Origin of the sequence: Prauserella muralis (genome assembly GCF_003202285.1) — a bacterium.
Classification (GTDB): domain Bacteria; phylum Actinomycetota; class Actinomycetes; order Mycobacteriales; family Pseudonocardiaceae; genus Prauserella_B; species Prauserella_B muralis.
The window spans coordinates 119,647-135,347 of record NZ_MASW01000001.1 but is presented as its reverse complement, the minus strand read 5'-3'; the positions used below and the strand labels follow the sequence as shown (position 1 = coordinate 135,347).

Below are 15,701 nucleotides of genomic sequence, written 5' to 3'. Positions count from 1 at the left end.
TCAGCCTCCGATCGCGCTCATCGGCCGGATCGGCTGTGCGAAGCCGGCCTCGTTGATCTCGTGGCCCGCGAGCTTGCCCCACATGGTCGCCCGCCAGGTGTTCGCGATGTCCTCGTCGCTGCCGCCGCCGCGCAGCAGGGCGCGCAGATCGGTCTCCTCGGTGCTGAACAGGCACGAGCGGATCGCGCCGTCGGCGGTGAGCCGGGTGCGCTCGCACGCGGCACAGAACGGCCGCGTCACCGACCCGATGACGCCCACCTCGCCGGGGCCGCCGTCGACCAGCCAGCGCTCGGCGGGTGCGCCACCGCGCTTCGCGGGGCTCGGCGTCAGCGTGAACTCCGTGCCGAGCAGGTCGAGGATCTCGTCGGCGGTGATCATCTCCGCGCGGTTCCAGCCGTGCTGGGCATCGAGCGGCATCTGCTCGATGAACCGCAGGTGGTAGCCGTTGTCGAGCGCGAACCGCAGCAACGCCGTCGCCTCGTGCTCGTTGACGCCCCTGATCAGCACCGCGTTGATCTTCACGGGCTCCAGGCCCGCGTCCTTGGCCGCCGCGAGGGCGTCGAGCACGTGGCGCAGCCGGTCGCGCCGGGTGATCCGCTCGAACGTCCGCCGGTCCACCGAGTCCAGTGACACGTTGATCCGGTCGAGCCCCGCCTCGGCGAACGCGGCGGCCCGCTTGGCGAAGCCGATGCCGTTGGTGGTCATCGACAGCCGGGGCCTCGGCCGCAGCTGCGCCATGCGCGCCACCAGGTTCTCCAGTCCGGGGCGCAGCAACGGCTCCCCGCCGGTCAGCCGGATGTCGGTGACCCCGAGCAGTTCGACGGCGATGCGCAGGAGCCGGACCAGTTCGTCGTCGGTGAGCACCTGCTCGCCCGGCATCCAGTCGAGTCCCTCGGCGGGCATACAGTACGTACAGCGCAGGTTGCACTTGTCCGTCAGCGAGACCCTCAGGTCGGTGGCCACCCGGCCGAAGGTGTCGATGAGGGCAGGATTGTCCGGGCGCGGCGCACTGGGCGTGTCGCGAGCGCCGGGCACCCGCGGGGTGCCGAGATCTACCGCTGTCATCTTCTCCAGACTAGTGCGGGAACCGGCTCACCTGTGAGCGTCGAAACGGACAAAGATCGGCTCGATGGATGGCCTTTCCGCAGTTGCGGCGATAATGTCCTCACCATGCCGCAGTTTCGGTTTTCGGAGGCGGCCCGGCTGCTGGGCGTCAGTGACGACACCGTGCGCCGCTGGGTCAGGGCCGGCCAGCTGGCGGCGGGCGAGGACGCCGCGGGACGCAAGGTGGTCGACGGCGCCGAGCTCGCCGCGTTCGCCCGCAGGCAGGCCGAGGAGTCGCCGGACCCCTCGGAGGTCGGCCGCTCGGCGCGCAACCGGTTCGTCGGGCTGGTCACCGACGTCGTCACCGACGCCGTCATGGCGAAGGTGGAGCTGCAGTGCGGTCCGCACCGCGTGGTATCGCTGATGAGCACCGAGGCCGTGCACGAGCTCGGGCTGCGTCCCGGCGTGCTGGCGGTGGCCGTCGTCAAGGCCACACAGGTCATTGTGGAAACCCCGGGAGGTAGCAGGTGAAGAAGGTGCTCGCGCTTGCGCTGGCCGCCGTGCTCACGGCGTCGGCGTGCGGCACGTCGTCCGGTGAGGGAGAGCGCACGCTGCGGGTGTTCGCGGCGGCGTCGCTCACCGAGGTGTTCGGGGCGCTGGAGCAGCGTTTCGAGGACGACCATCCCGGCGTCGACGTGCAGCTGAACCTCGCGGGCTCCTCACGGCTGGCTCAGCAGATCAACGAGGGCGCACCCGCCGACGTGTTCGCCGCGGCCGACGAGGCGAGCATGGGCATCGTCCGGCAGACCGGCGCCCTGACCGGCGACCCGATGATCTTCGCGTACAACCGCATGACCATCGCGGTGCAGCCGGGCAACCCCAAGAACATCAACTACTTCACCGACCTGCAGCGGCCCGACCTGACCGTCGTCGTGTGCGCGCCGCAGGTGCCGTGCGGTGCCGCCACGCAGAAGCTGCAGCAGAACACCGGCGTCGTGCTGAACCCGGTGAGCGAGGAGCAGGACGTCAAGGCGGTGCTCAACAAGGTCGCGATGGGCGAGGCCGACGCGGGCATGGTCTACCACAGCGACGTGGTCTCCGCCGCCGGCAAGGTCGAGGGCATCGAGTTCGCCCGGTCGTCGGGCGCGATCAACCGCTACCCGATCGCCGTGCTCGCCGAGACCGGGCAGCCGGATCTCGCGGGGGCGTTCCGTGACCTCGTGTTCAGCGAGACGGGCAAGGCCGAACTGCGCAAGGCGGGCTTTGGCACGCGGTGACCTGGCCTGCCGGCGCCGCGCGGTCGGCCAGGCGTGGGTGCTGTGGATCCCGGCCGGGCTGGCGCTGGCGCTCGTGGTGCTGCCCGTGGCCGGGCTGCTGGTGCGCACCGACTACGCGCGCCTGCCCGCGCTGCTCACCTCCAGCGCGTCGCTGAACGCGCTGCGGCTCTCGCTCGTCACCGCCGGTGCGTCCACAGTGGCGTGTGTGCTGCTCGGCGTGCCGCTGGCGGTGGTGCTCGCCAGGGCGACGGGCCGGGGAGTGCGGGTGCTGCGGGCGGTGGTGCTGCTGCCGCTGGTGCTCCCGCCGGTGGTCGGCGGCCTGGCCCTGCTCTTCCTGTTCGGCAGCAACGGCTTTCTCGGCAGGCTGCTCGCCGAGGTCGCCGACGTGCGGATCACCTTCACCACGGCGGCCGTGGTGCTTGCGCAGACGTTCGTCGCGATGCCGTTTCTCGTCGTCAGCCTCGAGGGCGCGCTGCGCGGCGCAGGCGACCGCTACGAGCAGGTGGCCGCGACCCTCGGGGCACGCCCGTGGACGGTGTTCCGCAGGGTCACGCTGCCGCTGCTGCTGCCCGCGCTCGGATCGGGAGCGGTGCTCAGCTTCGCGCGGGCCCTGGGCGAGTTCGGGGCGACCATCACGTTCGCGGGCAGCCTGGAGGGCGTCACCCGCACTCTGCCGCTGGAGGTCTACAACCAGGCCGAGGCCGACGTGGACAGCGCGGTGGCGCTCGCACTCCTGCTCATCGTCGTCGCCGTGGTCGTCATCGCCGTGGCCCGGCCGAAGGCAGTGGAGGGGCGGACGTGACCCTGCGTGCCGAGCTGGAGCTGAGCCGGGGCGAGTTCGCCCTGTCCACGACCTTCGACGTGCCCGCGGGGACGGTGCTGGCGCTGCTGGGGCCCAACGGCTCCGGCAAGTCCACCGTGCTCGGCTGCCTGGCCGGCCTGCTGCGGCCGGACCGGGGGGCCGTGACGCTCGGTGGGCGCGCACTCACTCGCACACCCCGGGTCGACGTCCCGCCGCACCGGCGCGGTGTCGGCCTGCTTGCCCAGGACCCGCTGCTGTTTCCGCACCTGTCCGTGCTGGACAACGTGGCGTTCGCGCCGCGCTCACGTGGCACGTCGCGGAGCCGCTCGCGCGAGCTTGCCCGGCACTGGCTGTCCGAAGTGGATGCCGCCGAGTTCGCCGAGCGCAGGCCCGCGCAGCTCTCCGGTGGCCAGGCGCAACGCGTGGCACTGGCCCGCGCGCTCGCGGGCGAACCGGAGCTGCTGTTGCTCGACGAGCCGCTCGCCGCGCTGGACGTCGACGCCGCACCCGCCATCCGGGGCCTGCTGCGCAGGGTGCTGCGAGCCGCCGGTGCCCGTTCGGCGAGGGCGACCGTGCTGGTCACCCACGACCCGCTCGACGCGCTGGCCCTCGCCGACCACGTCGTGGTCCTCGCCGACGGCGGGATCGTCGAGCGCGGCGTCACCAGGGACGTGCTCGCCGCGCCCCGCACCGCGTTCACCGCTCGCATCGCCGGGCTCAACCTGGTCACGGGCACGGCCGAGGGCGGCGCGCTGCGGACGGCCTCGGGCGGGGTGGTCAGCGGCGTTCCCGCGCCCGACGTGGTCGACGGCGGGCCCGCCGTCGCCGTGTTCTCCCCCGGTTCGGTGGCGGTGTACCCGGGGGACGCCGCACCCGCTGGCAGCCCGCGCAACTCGGCGACGGGTGTGGTCGCGGCGCTGGAGCCGCACGGACCCGTGGTGCGGCTGCGCACCGAGGACGGTGACGACTGGGCCGACGGGGTGGCCGCCGACCTGACCCCCGCCGCGGTGGCCGAGCTGGCGCTGGAGCCGGGCACGCCGGTGTGGCTGTCGGTCAAGGCCGCCGCGGTGGCCATCCATCCGGTCGGTGACGAAATAGGGTGAGGACCATGAGCGATGACCAGCGGTGGAACTACCTGACCGACATGGACGGTGTGCTGGTGCACGAGCAGCACCTCATACCCGGCGCGGACGAGTTCCTTGCCGAGTTGCGTGCGAACGGCGCCCGCTTCCTCGTGCTGACCAACAACTCGATCTACACGCCCCGCGACCTGCGGGCACGGCTGCTGCGCACCGGCCTCGACGTGCCCGAGGAGTCGATCTGGACGTCGGCGCTGGCCACCGCGAAGTTCCTGCACGACCAGCGGCCGGGCGGCTCGGCGTTCGTCATCGGCGAGGCCGGGCTGACCACCGCGTTGCACGAGGCGGGCTACGTGCTCACCGACACCGACCCGGACTACGTCGTGCTCGGCGAGACCCGCACCTACAGCTTCACCGCCATCACGAGGGCGATCCGGCTGATCGAGGCAGGCGCGCGGTTCATCGCCACCAACCCCGACCCCACCGGTCCGAGCAGGGAGGGCGTGCTGCCCGCCACCGGGTCGATCGCCGCGCTGATCGAGCGCGCCACCGGGCGCTCGCCGTACTACGTGGGCAAGCCGAACCCGCTGATGATGCGCTCGGCGCTGCGGGCGCTGGGTGCGCATTCCGAGCACACGCTGATGATCGGCGACCGGATGGACACCGACGTGCACTCGGGGATCGAGGCGGGGCTGCAGACGGTCCTGGTCCTGTCCGGCATCTCCACCCGGGAGTCCGCCGAGCGCTACCCGTTCCGGCCGACCCTGGTGGTGGACTCCATCGCCGACCTCGTGGGGCGCACGAAGGACCCGTTCGGGGCGGCCTGATCACGGGCGCGCCCGGCGCGGGGCCTATCGTCGCAGGGGTGAAGGAGGACCCTACGTTCGTCGTCGGTGACGTGCACGGTCACCGCGACGAGCTGGCCGAGGCTCTGCGTGAGCACGGCCTTGTCGACGCCGCCGACGACTGGTCGGGCGGCTCGGCACACCTGTGGTTCCTCGGCGACTTCGTGGACCGCGGACCGCAGGGCGTGGCCGCCATCGACCTCGTCCGCAAGCTGCAACGGCAGGCACCGGAGGACGGCGGCGCCGTGGAGAGCCTGCTCGGCAACCACGAGATCCTGCTACTGGGCATGTACCACTTCGGCGACACTCCGGTGCCGTCGGACTTCGGTCCGCGCAGCTTCGCGCGCAGCTGGGAGATCAACGGCGGGCAGCTCGCCGACCAGGACGACCTCACCGACGAGCACGTCGAGTGGCTGACGTCACGGCCGGTGGCCGCCGTCGCCGCCGATCACCTGTTGCTGCATTCGGACACCCTCGAGTATCTCGAGTGGGGCGAGACGGTCGAGGAGATCAACACCGCCGTGCGCGAGGTGCTCGAGGGCCACGACCTTGAGCAGTGGTGGGACGTGTGGCGCCGGATGACCACGCGGTATGCGTTCCGGGGCCCGCACGGGCAGGCCGCGGCCGACATCCTGCTGGAGCACCTCGGTGGCGAGTGCGTGGTGCACGGGCACAGCGTCATCGCCGATCAGCTGGGCATCCAGCCTTCGCAGATCGAGGCGCCGTACCTCTACGCGGGCGGCAAGGCGCTCGGCATCGACGGCGGTCTCTTCGTCGGTGGCCCCTGCCTGGTGGTCCCGCTGCCCTGGGAGCCCGAGGACTGACCGCGCTCAGGCGTCCTTGACGACGGTGCGGACCGTGTCGCCGAGCGGGGTGGTCGGGCGGCCGATGAGGTCCCGCAGCTCGCCGGTCGTCCCGGCGAGCGTACCCTCGGCGGTGTTGCGGTCCAGCGCGACGATGGTCTCGACGGCCTGCTCCGGCAGCCCCGCGGCGTCGAGGATGGCCTTGTGCTCCTCCGGGCTCACGTCGCGGTAGCGGACCTCCGTGCCGGTGGCGGCGGAGATCTCGGCGGCCAGGTCGGCGTAGCTCCAGGCCACGTCGCCGGACAGCTCGTAGGTCCTGCCCTCGTGACCCTCGCCGGTGAGCACGGCCACCGCGCCCGCGGCGTAGTCGGCCCTGGTGGCGCTCGCGACCCGGCCGTCGCCGGCGCTGCCGACGTAGCTGCCGGTCTGCGCGGCCTGGGCGATGCCCTGCGCGTAGTTCTCGGTGTACCAGTTGTTGCGCAGGATCGTGAACGGCAGCCCGGAGGCGCGGATGGCCTCCTCGGTGGTCTTGTGCTCGGGCGCGAGGACGAGCGAGGTCGTGTCGGCCTTCGGTGCGCTCGTGTACACCAGGTGCCGGGCCCCGGCCTGTGCGGCGGCCTGGATCGCGGCCGTGTGCTGGGGCACGCGCCTGCCCACCTCGCTGCCCGAGATCAGCAGCACCTTCTCGGCGCCGGCGAACGCGGCCGCCAGCGTCTCCGGCCGGTCGTAGTCGGCCTCCCGGACCGGCACGCCCAGGTCGGCGGCCTTCTCCGGGGTGCGCACGGCGGCCACGATCCGGTCCGCGGGCAGCACGCTCTTCAGCCCCTCGACGACGAGCCTGCCGAGCCCGCCGTTCGCACCCGTTACGACGATCATGTTCGTTCACTCCTTCGCGGTCGGAAACTACCCTTGGATCCTGTACTAACTTTTCGAAAGTGCCAACCAGGAGTTAGTACAGTCACACCGCACGGTGCTGTGCGCGAGGTACCGTGAGGGGTATGGATGAGCTCGACCAGCTGGTTCCGGACGTGTTCGCCCGTGACTGCGCCTCGCGTCCTGTGCTGGAGCACGTGGCCGGGCGCTGGGCCATCCTCGCGCTCGCCGCCCTGCGTGAGGGCACGTTCCGGTTCAACGCCCTGCGCCGCCGGGTCGACGGCGTCAGCGAGAAGATGCTGGCGCAGACGTTGCAGACGCTGGAACGCGACGGGTTCGTGCACCGCAGGGCGGAGCCGACGATTCCGCCGAAGGTCGAGTACAGCCTCACCCCGCTCGGCGAGGAGACCGCCGACAAGCTCGCCGACCTCATCGAGTTCGTCGAGGCACGGCTGCCGGACGTCCTGGCAGCCAGGCAGGCCTACGACGAGGCCAGGGCCGCCCACGCCTAGCCCCGCCGGCGAGCCCAAGGTCACCGTGGGTACACCCCAGGTGCCCACGGTGACCTTGGGCGCGGCGCGTGGTCAGATGTCGCTGCGCTGGTGGTCGGGCACGGGCACGATCTCGCGGCCGAGCGGCACCAGCGCCACCGGCACCAGCTTGAAGTTCCCGAGACCCAGCGGGATGCCGATGATCGTGATGCACAGCAGCGCACCCGTCACGAGATGCGCGAGCGCGAGCCACCAGCCCGCGAAGACGATCCACAGGACGTTGCCGACCAGCGAGGGCGCCCCGGCGTCGCGCCGGTCGGTGAGCGTGCGCCCGAACGGCCACAGCGCGTAGTTCGCGATGCGGAACGAGGCGATGCCGAACGGGATCGTGATGATCAGGATGCAGCAGACGATCCCCGCGAGCAGGTAGCCGAGCGCCAGCCAGAAACCCGACAGCACCAGCCAGAGGACGTTCAGCAGCGGTCTCATGGCTCCATTGTCCCGGCTCAGACGCGCAGTGTGCCGTCCACGACGGTCACCGCGCCGCCGGAGAGGGTGACGCGCTCGCCGTCCAGCCGCAGGTGCACGATGCCACCCCTGGCCGAGGCCTGTTCGGCGGTCAGTGCGTCGCGGCCGAGCCTGCGCGCCCAGTAGGGGGCCAGCGTGCAGTGTGCCGAGCCGGTCACCGGGTCCTCGGGGATGCCCACCGCGGGCGCGAACACGCGGCTGACCACGTCGATCCCGGCCCGGTCGCCGGGTGCGGTGACGATCAGGCAGCGCGCGCCGAGCCCGGCGACGGCGTCGAGGTCGGGGCGCAGGGCGCGGACCTCGCCGCCGTCCCGCAGCACGGCGAGCAGGTCCGTTCCGCCGCGCAACACATGCTCGACCGTGGCACCCGGCAGCGCGGCGGCCACGTCCTCGGCCACGGGCGTGGGCGGGTCGGCGGGGAAGTCCATCGCGACCCGGCCGTCCTCGGCCCGGCAGTGCAGCACCCCCGAACGCGTGCCGAACGCCTGCTCGCCGCCCAGTACGTGGGCGGCGGCGAGCGTCGCGTGGCCGCACAGGTCCACCTCGGTCTCCGGAGTGAACCAGCGCAGCGGTTTCGGCTCCTCGGCCGTCACCACGAACGCCGTTTCGGAATGCCTGAGCTCGGCGGCCACGGCCTGCATCCACGCCGCCTCCGCCGGGGTGTCGAGCAGCACGACACCCGCGGGATTGCCCCGGAAGGCCGAATCGGTGAACGCGTCGACGACGAACAGCCTCACGGGCCGAGCCTACTGGCTTCGCAGCCCTGTGCGCGTGTGCCGGCGCAGCTACGGGCCCCGCACCGCCGAGGGCGTGTACGGGGCCTCCGGTTCCGGCGCCAGCGTGCCGAGATCGATGCCGGGATCGTTGTCCGCCTCGGAGATGTCGGCCTCGACGCCGGGCGCGATGTACGGCGTGGCGGGAGGCCTCGGCTGCGGGACCATCGCGATGCTGTCGACGTGGTCGGCACGCCAGTCCCCGCCGGGCCCGCCGTCCGAGCCGCCCGCGGGCGCGGCCGGTCCGGCAACGGCGGCCTGCTCCGTGGAACGGACCTCCGGAGGCGCGCTGGGCGGCGGTGTGGTCGTGGCCCGGGGTTTCGGGCGCGACGTCGTGGCGGGCCGGGACGACGAGGCGCTGGACACCGTGGGAGCGGCGGGCTCGGGTCCCTCCGGCGGCGCCTCGGCCGCGGGCAGCAGGGTGATCGCCAGGGCGGTCGCGGGCACGACGGCCGCCAGGATCGCGAGTGAGATCCACCGTGTTCGCCTGCCCGGCCAGGAGCGCATGGTCGTCGTCGGCCTTTCCGTCGGTGAGCGGCCACGCCTGGGCGGCACCTGGCGCGCTGGGTCAACCTATCACCCGATCGGGTCACCGCCGCGCGTTCGTGGTGCTCGCGAGGGGCCTGCCCCCTCCATGTGCAGATGTCGGCGGGTGGACGGCGTTTCTAGACTCGGGTGAGCCGTCACCGCCGACGCCGAGGAGGGCCCACATGGCAGCGACGCCCGCTGTTCCCAGCTACTCGTCCGGCATCTCGCACACCCCGCTGCTCGGGGACACGATCGGTGACAACTTCGATCGCACGGTCGCTGCGTTCGGCGACCGGGACGCCCTCGTCGACCACGGCCGGGGCCTGCGCTGGACGTACCGGGAACTCGCGGCCGAGGTGGACGCGCTGGCGCTCGGCCTGCTGGAGCTCGGCATCGGCAAGGGCGACCGGGTCGGGATCTGGGCGCCCAACTGTCCGGAATGGACGCTCACGCAGTACGCGACCGCGAAGATCGGCGCGGTCCTGGTCAACATCAACCCCGCCTACCGCTCCCACGAGCTGGAGTACGTGCTCAACCAGGCGGGGATCACGCTGCTGATCGCGGCGCCGAAGTTCAAGACGTCCGACTACGCGGGCATGATCGACGAGGTGCGCCCGCGTTGCCAGGCGCTGGCGCACGTGGTGCTGATCGGCGGCGAGGACTGGACGAGCCTGCTGGAGCGCGGTCGCGGCGGCGACGCGGGCAGGCTGCGCGAGATCGGGCTCAGCCCCGACGACCCGATCAACATCCAGTACACGTCGGGCACCACGGGCTTTCCCAAGGGCGCGACGCTGTCGCACCACAACATCCTCAACAACGGGTTCTTCGTCGGTGAGCTGTGCGGCTACACCGAGGCCGACCGCATCTGCATCCCGGTGCCCTTCTACCACTGTTTCGGCATGGTCATGGGCAACCTCGCGGCGACGAGCCACGGCGCGTGCATGGTGATCCCGGCGCCGTCGTTCGAACCCAAGGCCACGCTGGAGGCGGTGCAGGCCGAGCGCTGCACGTCGCTGTACGGCGTCCCGACGATGTTCATCGCCGAGCTGGCCGAGCCGTCCTTCGGCTCCTTCGACCTTTCCTCGCTGCGCACGGGCATCATGGCGGGCTCGCCGTGCCCGGTCGAGGTGATGAAGCAGGTGATCGAGCGGATGGGCATGAGCGAGGTGGCGATCTGCTACGGCATGACGGAGACCTCGCCGGTGTCCACGCAGACCCGCGCCGACGACTCGATCGAGCGCCGCGTGTCGACGGTCGGCCGGGTCGGCCCGCACCTGGAGATCAAGGTCGTCGACCCGGAGACCGGGCTCACCGTGCCGCGTGGCACGCCGGGCGAGCTGTGCACGCGTGGGTACTCGGTGATGCTCGGCTACTGGGAGCAGCCCGACAAGACGGCCGAGGCCATCGACGCCGCCCGCTGGATGCACACGGGCGACCTCGCGGTGATGGACGACGAGGGCTACGTCAACATCACAGGGCGGATCAAGGACATGGTGATCCGCGGCGGCGAGAACATCTACCCGAGGGAGATCGAGGAGTTCCTCTACACTCACCCCGACATCCTCGACGCCCAGGTGGTCGGCGTGCCCGACGCGAAGTACGGCGAGGAGCTCATGGTGTGGGTGCGGATGCGCGAGGGCGCCGAGCCGCTCACGGCCGAGTCGCTGAGGGAGTTCTGCACCGGCAAGCTCGCCCACTACAAGATCCCGCGTTACGTGCACGTGGTGGACGAGTTCCCCATGACCGTCACCGGCAAGATCCGCAAGGTGGAGATGCGCGAGAAGTCCATCGACCTGCTGGGCCTCGGCGACACGGCAGCCCAGCGCCACGCCTAGCCCCAAGCTCCCCAATGCCACATTTGTTCCATCCAGTGGAGCTAATGCGGCATTCGCTCCATCCAGTGGAGCGAATGCCGCATTGGGGAGCTTTCAGCCGGCGCGAAGGGCTGCGGTGATCTGCTCGGTGCTCAGTGGCTGGGAGCTGATGTAGTACAGGACCGCGCCGGGTGGCAGTTCCGACTGCCAGTCCGGGTTGACGATGAGCTGCCCGTCGGCACGCACGGCGAGCATCGTCGCGCCGTGCTGCCTGCCGAGGGCCACGCGGCAGCTGTCGACCAGCACCGGGCCGAGCGACTCCGGCAGCGTCACCGAGTAGGTGTTCGCGCCGCCGTGCGTCATCAGCTCCGCGTAGACCTCCGTGATGCCCGGCGACTGCAGCTCCTCGGTGATCATGCGCGGCGTGTGCCACTGGACACAGTGGACGTGGTCGCCGAGGTAGCCGAGCAGCGACGCCCGCGCCATGTCCCGCAGCGCCACCACGGTGTGCGTTTCCGGGGCGACATGGTCGGCGGCGATCGTCACGGCGAGCGCCTCGTTGTCGTCCCTCGCGTCCACGAGGACGGCCTTGGCGCGGTGCACTCCCGCGCGCCGCAGCACGTCGTCGTCGGTGAGCTCGCCCCGCACGAAGTCGACCGGCTCCTCCGGCATCGGATGGTTCGGCGTCTCGTTCCACGCGCACAGCACCACGCGTTCGCCGCTCGTGCCGAGCAGCTCGCCGACGATGCGTTCCGTGCGGTCCGGGGTGTAGCCGATGAGGACGATGTGACCGGACGCGTCCACCGTGCCGGAACCCTGCATTCGCCGTCCTTTCGCCTGCTCCAGAACCGAAGCCATCTTGGTGAACACCGTGGTGAGGGTGACGATGCCGCCGATGATCACGTACGCGCCCACGACGTGGCCCGCCGCCGACTCCGGGAAGTAATCGCCGTAGCCGACCGTCGCCGCCGTCACGACGAAGTACCACCAGTAGTTGGCCGGCTGAACCAGCTCGCTGCCGTCGGGCTCGGCGAGCGTCATGAGCGGCCAGCTGGTGACGAAGACGAACACGATCACCACGACCGGCGTCACCCAGCTGCTCAGCACCGCGACGCGAGCCAGCAGCCGGGAGAGGAAGTAGGGCAACGCGTCCTCCCCGGGTAGGCGGCCTGCGATCACCCTAACCGGACATCTCGGATGTCAGCGTGGTGAGGTCCCGGCGGAGCGGCCGACCGTCCTGGGCGGACGGTCCCGACGGCGGCGCCGGGACCGTCCGCGCGAAGCGGTGGTCAGGCCGGCCTGCTCGCGGCGAAAGCCTTCTCGTCCTCCTTGCCGAAGGTCTCCTCCAGTTGCTCGGGGGAGTAGTCGAGGTCGATGTCGGCGACGTTCGCGCCCCGCGCCGACTCGATGGCGCCCAGCCTGCGCTGCGCACGGTCGGCCGCGTACTGCACGAACTCCTGGTTGTCGATGCCGAAGGGCATCTCGTCGAACTGGTCGTTGACCCACTCGATCATGCCGAGCGCGTGCGGCAGCAGCTCACCCATGCGCTGCTGCACGACGTCCCACAGCGAGTCGTCGGCGGCGACGTGCCTGCGGCAGGTGAACGTGCCCCACGCCATGTGCCTGCGCTCGTCGTCGCCGATGCGGCGCACCAGTTCCTGCATGCCCGGAAGGATGTCGCGGGAGGTGCACACGTTCTGCCACGCGTAGTACCCGGTGAGCGCCAGGCTGCCCTCGATGACGTGGTTGTAGGTGACGCTCGCGCGGATCTGGTTGGCCGGGCTCGGGTCGTGCTCGAGCACATGCAGCGACTCTGGCAGCTCCTCGTAGAACAGCTTGCGGTAGTGCGGGTTCTCCGCCACGTAGGAGTGCAGGTCCTCGGTCAGCCCGACGGCGTCCATCCAGCGGCGGAAGACCTCGGTGTGCTTGGCCTCCTCGAAGCAGAACTGGGTCAGATACATCTCGTCGGCGAGCCGCCCCTCGGCGGCCATGGCCTTCATGAACGGCTGGATGTCCTCGGTGACGGCCTCCTCGCCCGCGATGAACTGCGCGCACAGATACGTCGCCGAGCGCCGTTCCTCGTCGTTGAGCGACTCCCAGTCGGCGCGGTCGGAGCCGAAGTCGATGTCGGCCGGGTTCCAGAACTTGCGGTTGCCCTTGACGAACAGGCGCAGCGGGAACGAGTCCCAGTTCAGCCCTCCCCGGCGCAACGACTGGAAGCCCTCCCGGTGGTGCGGTTGTGCCATGGTGCCGGTCATTGCTCTCTCCTTCTGGTCACGGACGTTGTGGACGGCGGATGAGCGCGGCGAGCACCCCGCGGACGCTGTCCGCGGCCTCGCTCGGCGAGTGGGTCGGAAGCACGAGATGGCTGAGGGTGAGCCGCACCATGGTCTCGGCGGCGAACGCCGGGTCGGCCAGGTCCGGCACGCGTTCGCCGAGGTAGCTCTCGGCCGATTCGGTGGCCGCCCGCAGTATCGGCTCACCGCGCGTGGTGAGCAGGGGCAGCAGGTCCTCGCCGACGTCGGTGCCGAGTGCCGCGGCCACCAGCCGGTTCTCCCTGGCGTGCTCGATGGTGTACACGGTCGCGGCGTGGATGCCGGCGAGTACGTCGTCGGCGGCGTGCAGCCGCTGCTGCACGCCCTCGAGGAACTCCGCCGCCGTACGCAGTGCGACTGCCTGCACGAGGGCGGACTTGCTGCCGAACTCGTTGTAGACGGTCTGCCTGCTGACGCCGACCCGCTCGGCGACGTCGGCCATGCGCAGCCGCGCGTAGCCCTGACCTGGAAGCAGCTCCGCGGCCGCGTCCAGCAGTTCCTCGCGCAGCGATGCCCGCGCCCGTTCCGTGAAGCTCGTGATCTGCGCCACGTCCTCAGCTTGACACATGAGGAGTTGGTGTCAAGTCATTGGACGTCCGCCATATGGCTGTCAAGCCACGGCGGCCGGTTACCGTGGGCGCGTGGGGATCTGCATCGGTTTCGACCTGGACATGACGCTGATCGATCCGCGGCCCGGCATGATCGCGGCCATGGAGCAGCTGGCGGAGGAGAGCGGCTTCGCCCTCGACGGTGAGTACTTCGCCGCGCATCTCGGCCCGCCGCTCGATCACGTGCTCCGCGGGTTCGAGACACCGGAGGAACGCATCCCCGGGCTGGTCGCCCGGTTCCGCGAGATCTACCCCGACATCGTCGTTCCGCGCACGACCGCGCTGCCGGGAGCGGCGGCCGCCCTCGACGCCGTTCGCGACGAGGGCGGGACGATTCTCGTGGTCACCGGCAAGTACGAGCCCAACGCGGCGCTGCACGTGAAGTCACTCGACTTCGCCGTGGACACGCTCGTCGGCGACCTGTGGGCCACCGGGAAGGCGGCCGCGCTCAAGGAGCATGGGGCCGTGGTCTACGTCGGCGACTACACCGGGGACATGGAGGGCGCCCGCGCGGCGGACGCGCACGCGGTGGGCGTGGTCACCGGACCGTGCACGCGAGAGCAGCTCGTGGAGGCCGGCGCGCACGTGGTGCTCGACTCGCTGGCCGAGTTCCCGGCCTGGCTCGCGGCGTTCAGCCGCGGCGATGCTCCCTGACCAGGGAGATCAGGCCGAGACCCAGACCCAGCGGGGTCACCACCCCGGCGACGACCGACAGCCAGACCGGCAGGTCGGACAGCCCGGCGGCGAACATCACGAACACCGCCACCACCGCCAGCATGCCCACGGCGAACAAGGCGATGCCCACGCGCATCAGCGCGGGTGTCCGGCCCCTGGCCGGGGACTTGTCGCGGACGGCGTTCTCCATGCGCCCCATCTTAAGGCGGGCAATCGGCTTCTCCCTACCGTGTGTGGCGAGATACGCTTGATGGACGCGCGTCCTGGGTACGCACCTGGGGCGCGTTCGTCGTGCGAGGCCGGTGGGGGCGCCGGGCTCGCTGCCGCAGAGTGAAGGAACGGTGAGGGCAGTGCCGACCGGCAAGGTCAAGTGGTACGACGCGGACAAGGGGTTCGGCTTCGTCACGCAGGACGGCGGCGAGGACGTCTACATTCGCAAAGCCGCGCTACCGCAGGGCGTGGAGGCCCTCAAGGCCGGGCAACGGCTGGAGTTCGGCGTCGCCGACGGCAGGCGCGGCCCGCAGGCCCTTTCCGTCCGGCTGCTGGACCCCCCGCCGTCCGTCGCCGAGGCGCGCCGCCGTCCCGCCGAGGAACTGCACGGCCTCGTCGAGGACATGATCAAGCTGCTCGAGATGCGGGTGCAGCCCGACCTGCGCCGCGGCCGTTACCCCGATCGCAAGCACACCAAGCGGATCGCCGAGGTGATGCGCGCCGTCGCCAGGGACCTCGACCCCTGACGGGCGTTCAGCTCGCGTAGTCGATCCGGAGGGACCACACCCCGCGCACGACCAGCTGGGGCTGCCCGTTCTCGTCGAGAATCGGGTTGCCCCTGCTGTCGGCCGCGTACGCCGCGCCGAGCTGCTGGATCTCCACCACCACCAGCTGGTCGCGGGGAGAGCCGGGCGTGACGGTGTAGGCGTGCTGCGTGCCGTCGGTGAACACCTGCTGGCGCACCGGCTGCGGCCTGCCCTGGGCGTCGAGGTACTGGACGTTGAGCGCCCACGGTGTCTCGGACACGTCGGAGGGCAGCGACACCTGTACCGGCTTGCCGGGCCGCACCTTCAGCGACGCCGGTTTCCCGCCGCGCTCACAGGACTCGAGCAGGGCGTCGCAGTAGATCAGCGGATCGGCCCGGATGCTGTCGCCGTCGGCGAAGAACGTCACCTCGGGCGGACCCGGTGCCGAGCACCCCGCCAACGCCAGCGCGCCGCAGGCCAGCAGCGCCCCTACACGAGCTCGCATACCG

General features: G+C 71.1%; 20 protein-coding genes. 10 read left to right on the top strand and 10 right to left on the bottom strand.

What is annotated here, in order from left to right:
* On the bottom strand, positions 1-1,065 hold the full coding sequence (moaA, locus tag BAY60_RS01460; protein ID WP_112279014.1) for a GTP 3',8-cyclase MoaA: 1,065 nt from the start codon (positions 1,063-1,065) through the stop codon (positions 1-3).
* Positions 1,066-1,170: 105 nt separating this feature from the next.
* Between moaA and BAY60_RS01455 the strand changes: the two genes are divergently transcribed.
* The 6 genes from BAY60_RS01455 to BAY60_RS01430 are packed head-to-tail and all read left to right on the top strand — an operon-like array spanning position 1,171 to position 5,871.
* Positions 1,171-1,575 (top strand): TOBE domain-containing protein, encoded by a 405-nt coding sequence (locus tag BAY60_RS01455; protein ID WP_112279013.1) that lies wholly within the window; start codon positions 1,171-1,173, stop codon positions 1,573-1,575.
* Positions 1,572-2,321: a molybdate ABC transporter substrate-binding protein gene (gene modA / locus BAY60_RS01450; RefSeq protein ID WP_112279012.1), complete on the top strand. Its 750-nt coding sequence runs from the start codon at positions 1,572-1,574 to the stop codon at positions 2,319-2,321. Before BAY60_RS01455 ends, modA begins: the two co-directional genes overlap by 4 nt.
* Entirely contained in the window at positions 2,308-3,123 is an 816-nt protein-coding gene (locus BAY60_RS01445; RefSeq protein ID WP_112279011.1) for an ABC transporter permease, read from the top strand. Before modA ends, BAY60_RS01445 begins: the two co-directional genes overlap by 14 nt.
* Positions 3,120-4,226, top strand: coding sequence for a sulfate/molybdate ABC transporter ATP-binding protein (locus BAY60_RS01440; RefSeq protein WP_112279010.1), 1,107 nt, complete (start codon positions 3,120-3,122; stop codon positions 4,224-4,226). The genes BAY60_RS01445 and BAY60_RS01440 overlap by 4 nt, the downstream gene beginning before the upstream one ends.
* 5 nt (positions 4,227-4,231) lie before the next feature.
* Positions 4,232-5,029 (top strand): HAD-IIA family hydrolase, encoded by a 798-nt coding sequence (locus BAY60_RS01435; RefSeq protein ID WP_112280638.1) that lies wholly within the window; start codon positions 4,232-4,234, stop codon positions 5,027-5,029.
* A 38-nt stretch (positions 5,030-5,067) separates the two neighbouring features.
* Positions 5,068-5,871 carry a metallophosphoesterase gene (locus tag BAY60_RS01430; RefSeq protein WP_112279009.1) on the top strand — a complete coding sequence of 268 codons (804 nt, stop codon included), beginning with the start codon at positions 5,068-5,070 and terminating at the stop codon, positions 5,869-5,871.
* A 6-nt stretch (positions 5,872-5,877) separates the two neighbouring features.
* Here BAY60_RS01430 and BAY60_RS01425 read toward each other — a convergent pair whose 3' ends face one another.
* Complete coding sequence (locus BAY60_RS01425; RefSeq protein ID WP_112279008.1) at positions 5,878-6,726, bottom strand: SDR family oxidoreductase; 849 nt, start codon at positions 6,724-6,726, stop codon at positions 5,878-5,880.
* A 122-nt stretch (positions 6,727-6,848) separates the two neighbouring features.
* On the opposite strand from BAY60_RS01425, the gene BAY60_RS01420 reads away from it, so the two are divergent.
* Positions 6,849-7,235 carry a winged helix-turn-helix transcriptional regulator gene (locus tag BAY60_RS01420; protein ID WP_112279007.1) on the top strand — a complete coding sequence of 129 codons (387 nt, stop codon included), beginning with the start codon at positions 6,849-6,851 and terminating at the stop codon, positions 7,233-7,235.
* 72 nt (positions 7,236-7,307) lie between these two features.
* Here BAY60_RS01420 and BAY60_RS01415 read toward each other — a convergent pair whose 3' ends face one another.
* Genes BAY60_RS01415 through BAY60_RS36685 form a run of 3 tightly spaced genes read right to left on the bottom strand, consistent with a single transcriptional unit; the run spans position 7,308 to position 8,962 of the window.
* Positions 7,308-7,703 carry a YccF domain-containing protein gene (locus tag BAY60_RS01415; protein ID WP_112279006.1) on the bottom strand — a complete coding sequence of 132 codons (396 nt, stop codon included), beginning with the start codon at positions 7,701-7,703 and terminating at the stop codon, positions 7,308-7,310.
* Between the two features lie 17 nt (positions 7,704-7,720).
* Entirely contained in the window at positions 7,721-8,479 is a 759-nt protein-coding gene (locus tag BAY60_RS01410) for a PhzF family phenazine biosynthesis protein (RefSeq protein ID WP_112279005.1), read from the bottom strand.
* 48 nt (positions 8,480-8,527) lie between these two features.
* Positions 8,528-8,962, bottom strand: a complete 435-nt coding sequence (locus BAY60_RS36685) for a hypothetical protein (protein ID WP_146770964.1) — start codon at positions 8,960-8,962, stop codon at positions 8,528-8,530.
* A 263-nt stretch (positions 8,963-9,225) separates the two neighbouring features.
* On the opposite strand from BAY60_RS36685, the gene BAY60_RS01400 reads away from it, so the two are divergent.
* Positions 9,226-10,878: an AMP-binding protein gene (locus BAY60_RS01400; protein WP_112279003.1), complete on the top strand. Its 1,653-nt coding sequence runs from the start codon at positions 9,226-9,228 to the stop codon at positions 10,876-10,878.
* A 93-nt stretch (positions 10,879-10,971) separates the two neighbouring features.
* On the opposite strand, the gene BAY60_RS01395 is transcribed toward BAY60_RS01400, so the two are convergent.
* The 3 genes from BAY60_RS01395 to BAY60_RS01385 form a co-directional block, all read right to left on the bottom strand.
* Positions 10,972-12,003, bottom strand: a complete 1,032-nt coding sequence (locus BAY60_RS01395) for an NAD-binding protein (RefSeq protein WP_112279002.1) — start codon at positions 12,001-12,003, stop codon at positions 10,972-10,974.
* A 143-nt stretch (positions 12,004-12,146) separates the two neighbouring features.
* The gene (locus BAY60_RS01390; protein WP_112279001.1) at positions 12,147-13,115 is read right to left on the bottom strand and encodes a R2-like ligand-binding oxidase; all 969 of its coding nucleotides are present in this window, start codon (positions 13,113-13,115) and stop codon (positions 12,147-12,149) included.
* Between the two features lie 16 nt (positions 13,116-13,131).
* Entirely contained in the window at positions 13,132-13,740 is a 609-nt protein-coding gene (locus BAY60_RS01385; RefSeq protein WP_211330161.1) for a TetR/AcrR family transcriptional regulator, read from the bottom strand.
* 73 nt (positions 13,741-13,813) lie between these two features.
* Here BAY60_RS01385 and BAY60_RS01380 point away from each other — a divergent pair, with 73 nt between their 5' ends.
* Positions 13,814-14,434, top strand: a complete 621-nt coding sequence (locus tag BAY60_RS01380; RefSeq protein ID WP_112278999.1) for an HAD family hydrolase — start codon at positions 13,814-13,816, stop codon at positions 14,432-14,434.
* On the opposite strand, the gene BAY60_RS01375 is transcribed toward BAY60_RS01380, so the two are convergent.
* On the bottom strand, positions 14,412-14,645 hold the full coding sequence (locus BAY60_RS01375) for a hypothetical protein (protein ID WP_112278998.1): 234 nt from the start codon (positions 14,643-14,645) through the stop codon (positions 14,412-14,414). The two genes, BAY60_RS01380 and BAY60_RS01375, sit on opposite strands and share 23 nt — an antisense overlap.
* Positions 14,646-14,805: 160 nt before the next feature.
* Between BAY60_RS01375 and BAY60_RS01370 the strand changes: the two genes are divergently transcribed.
* Positions 14,806-15,192, top strand: coding sequence for a cold-shock protein (locus BAY60_RS01370; protein WP_112278997.1), 387 nt, complete (start codon positions 14,806-14,808; stop codon positions 15,190-15,192).
* Positions 15,193-15,199: 7 nt separating this feature from the next.
* On the opposite strand, the gene BAY60_RS01365 is transcribed toward BAY60_RS01370, so the two are convergent.
* The gene (locus BAY60_RS01365) at positions 15,200-15,697 is read right to left on the bottom strand and encodes a DUF2771 family protein (RefSeq protein WP_112278996.1); all 498 of its coding nucleotides are present in this window, start codon (positions 15,695-15,697) and stop codon (positions 15,200-15,202) included.
* Between the last annotated feature and the right edge of the window lie 4 nt (positions 15,698-15,701).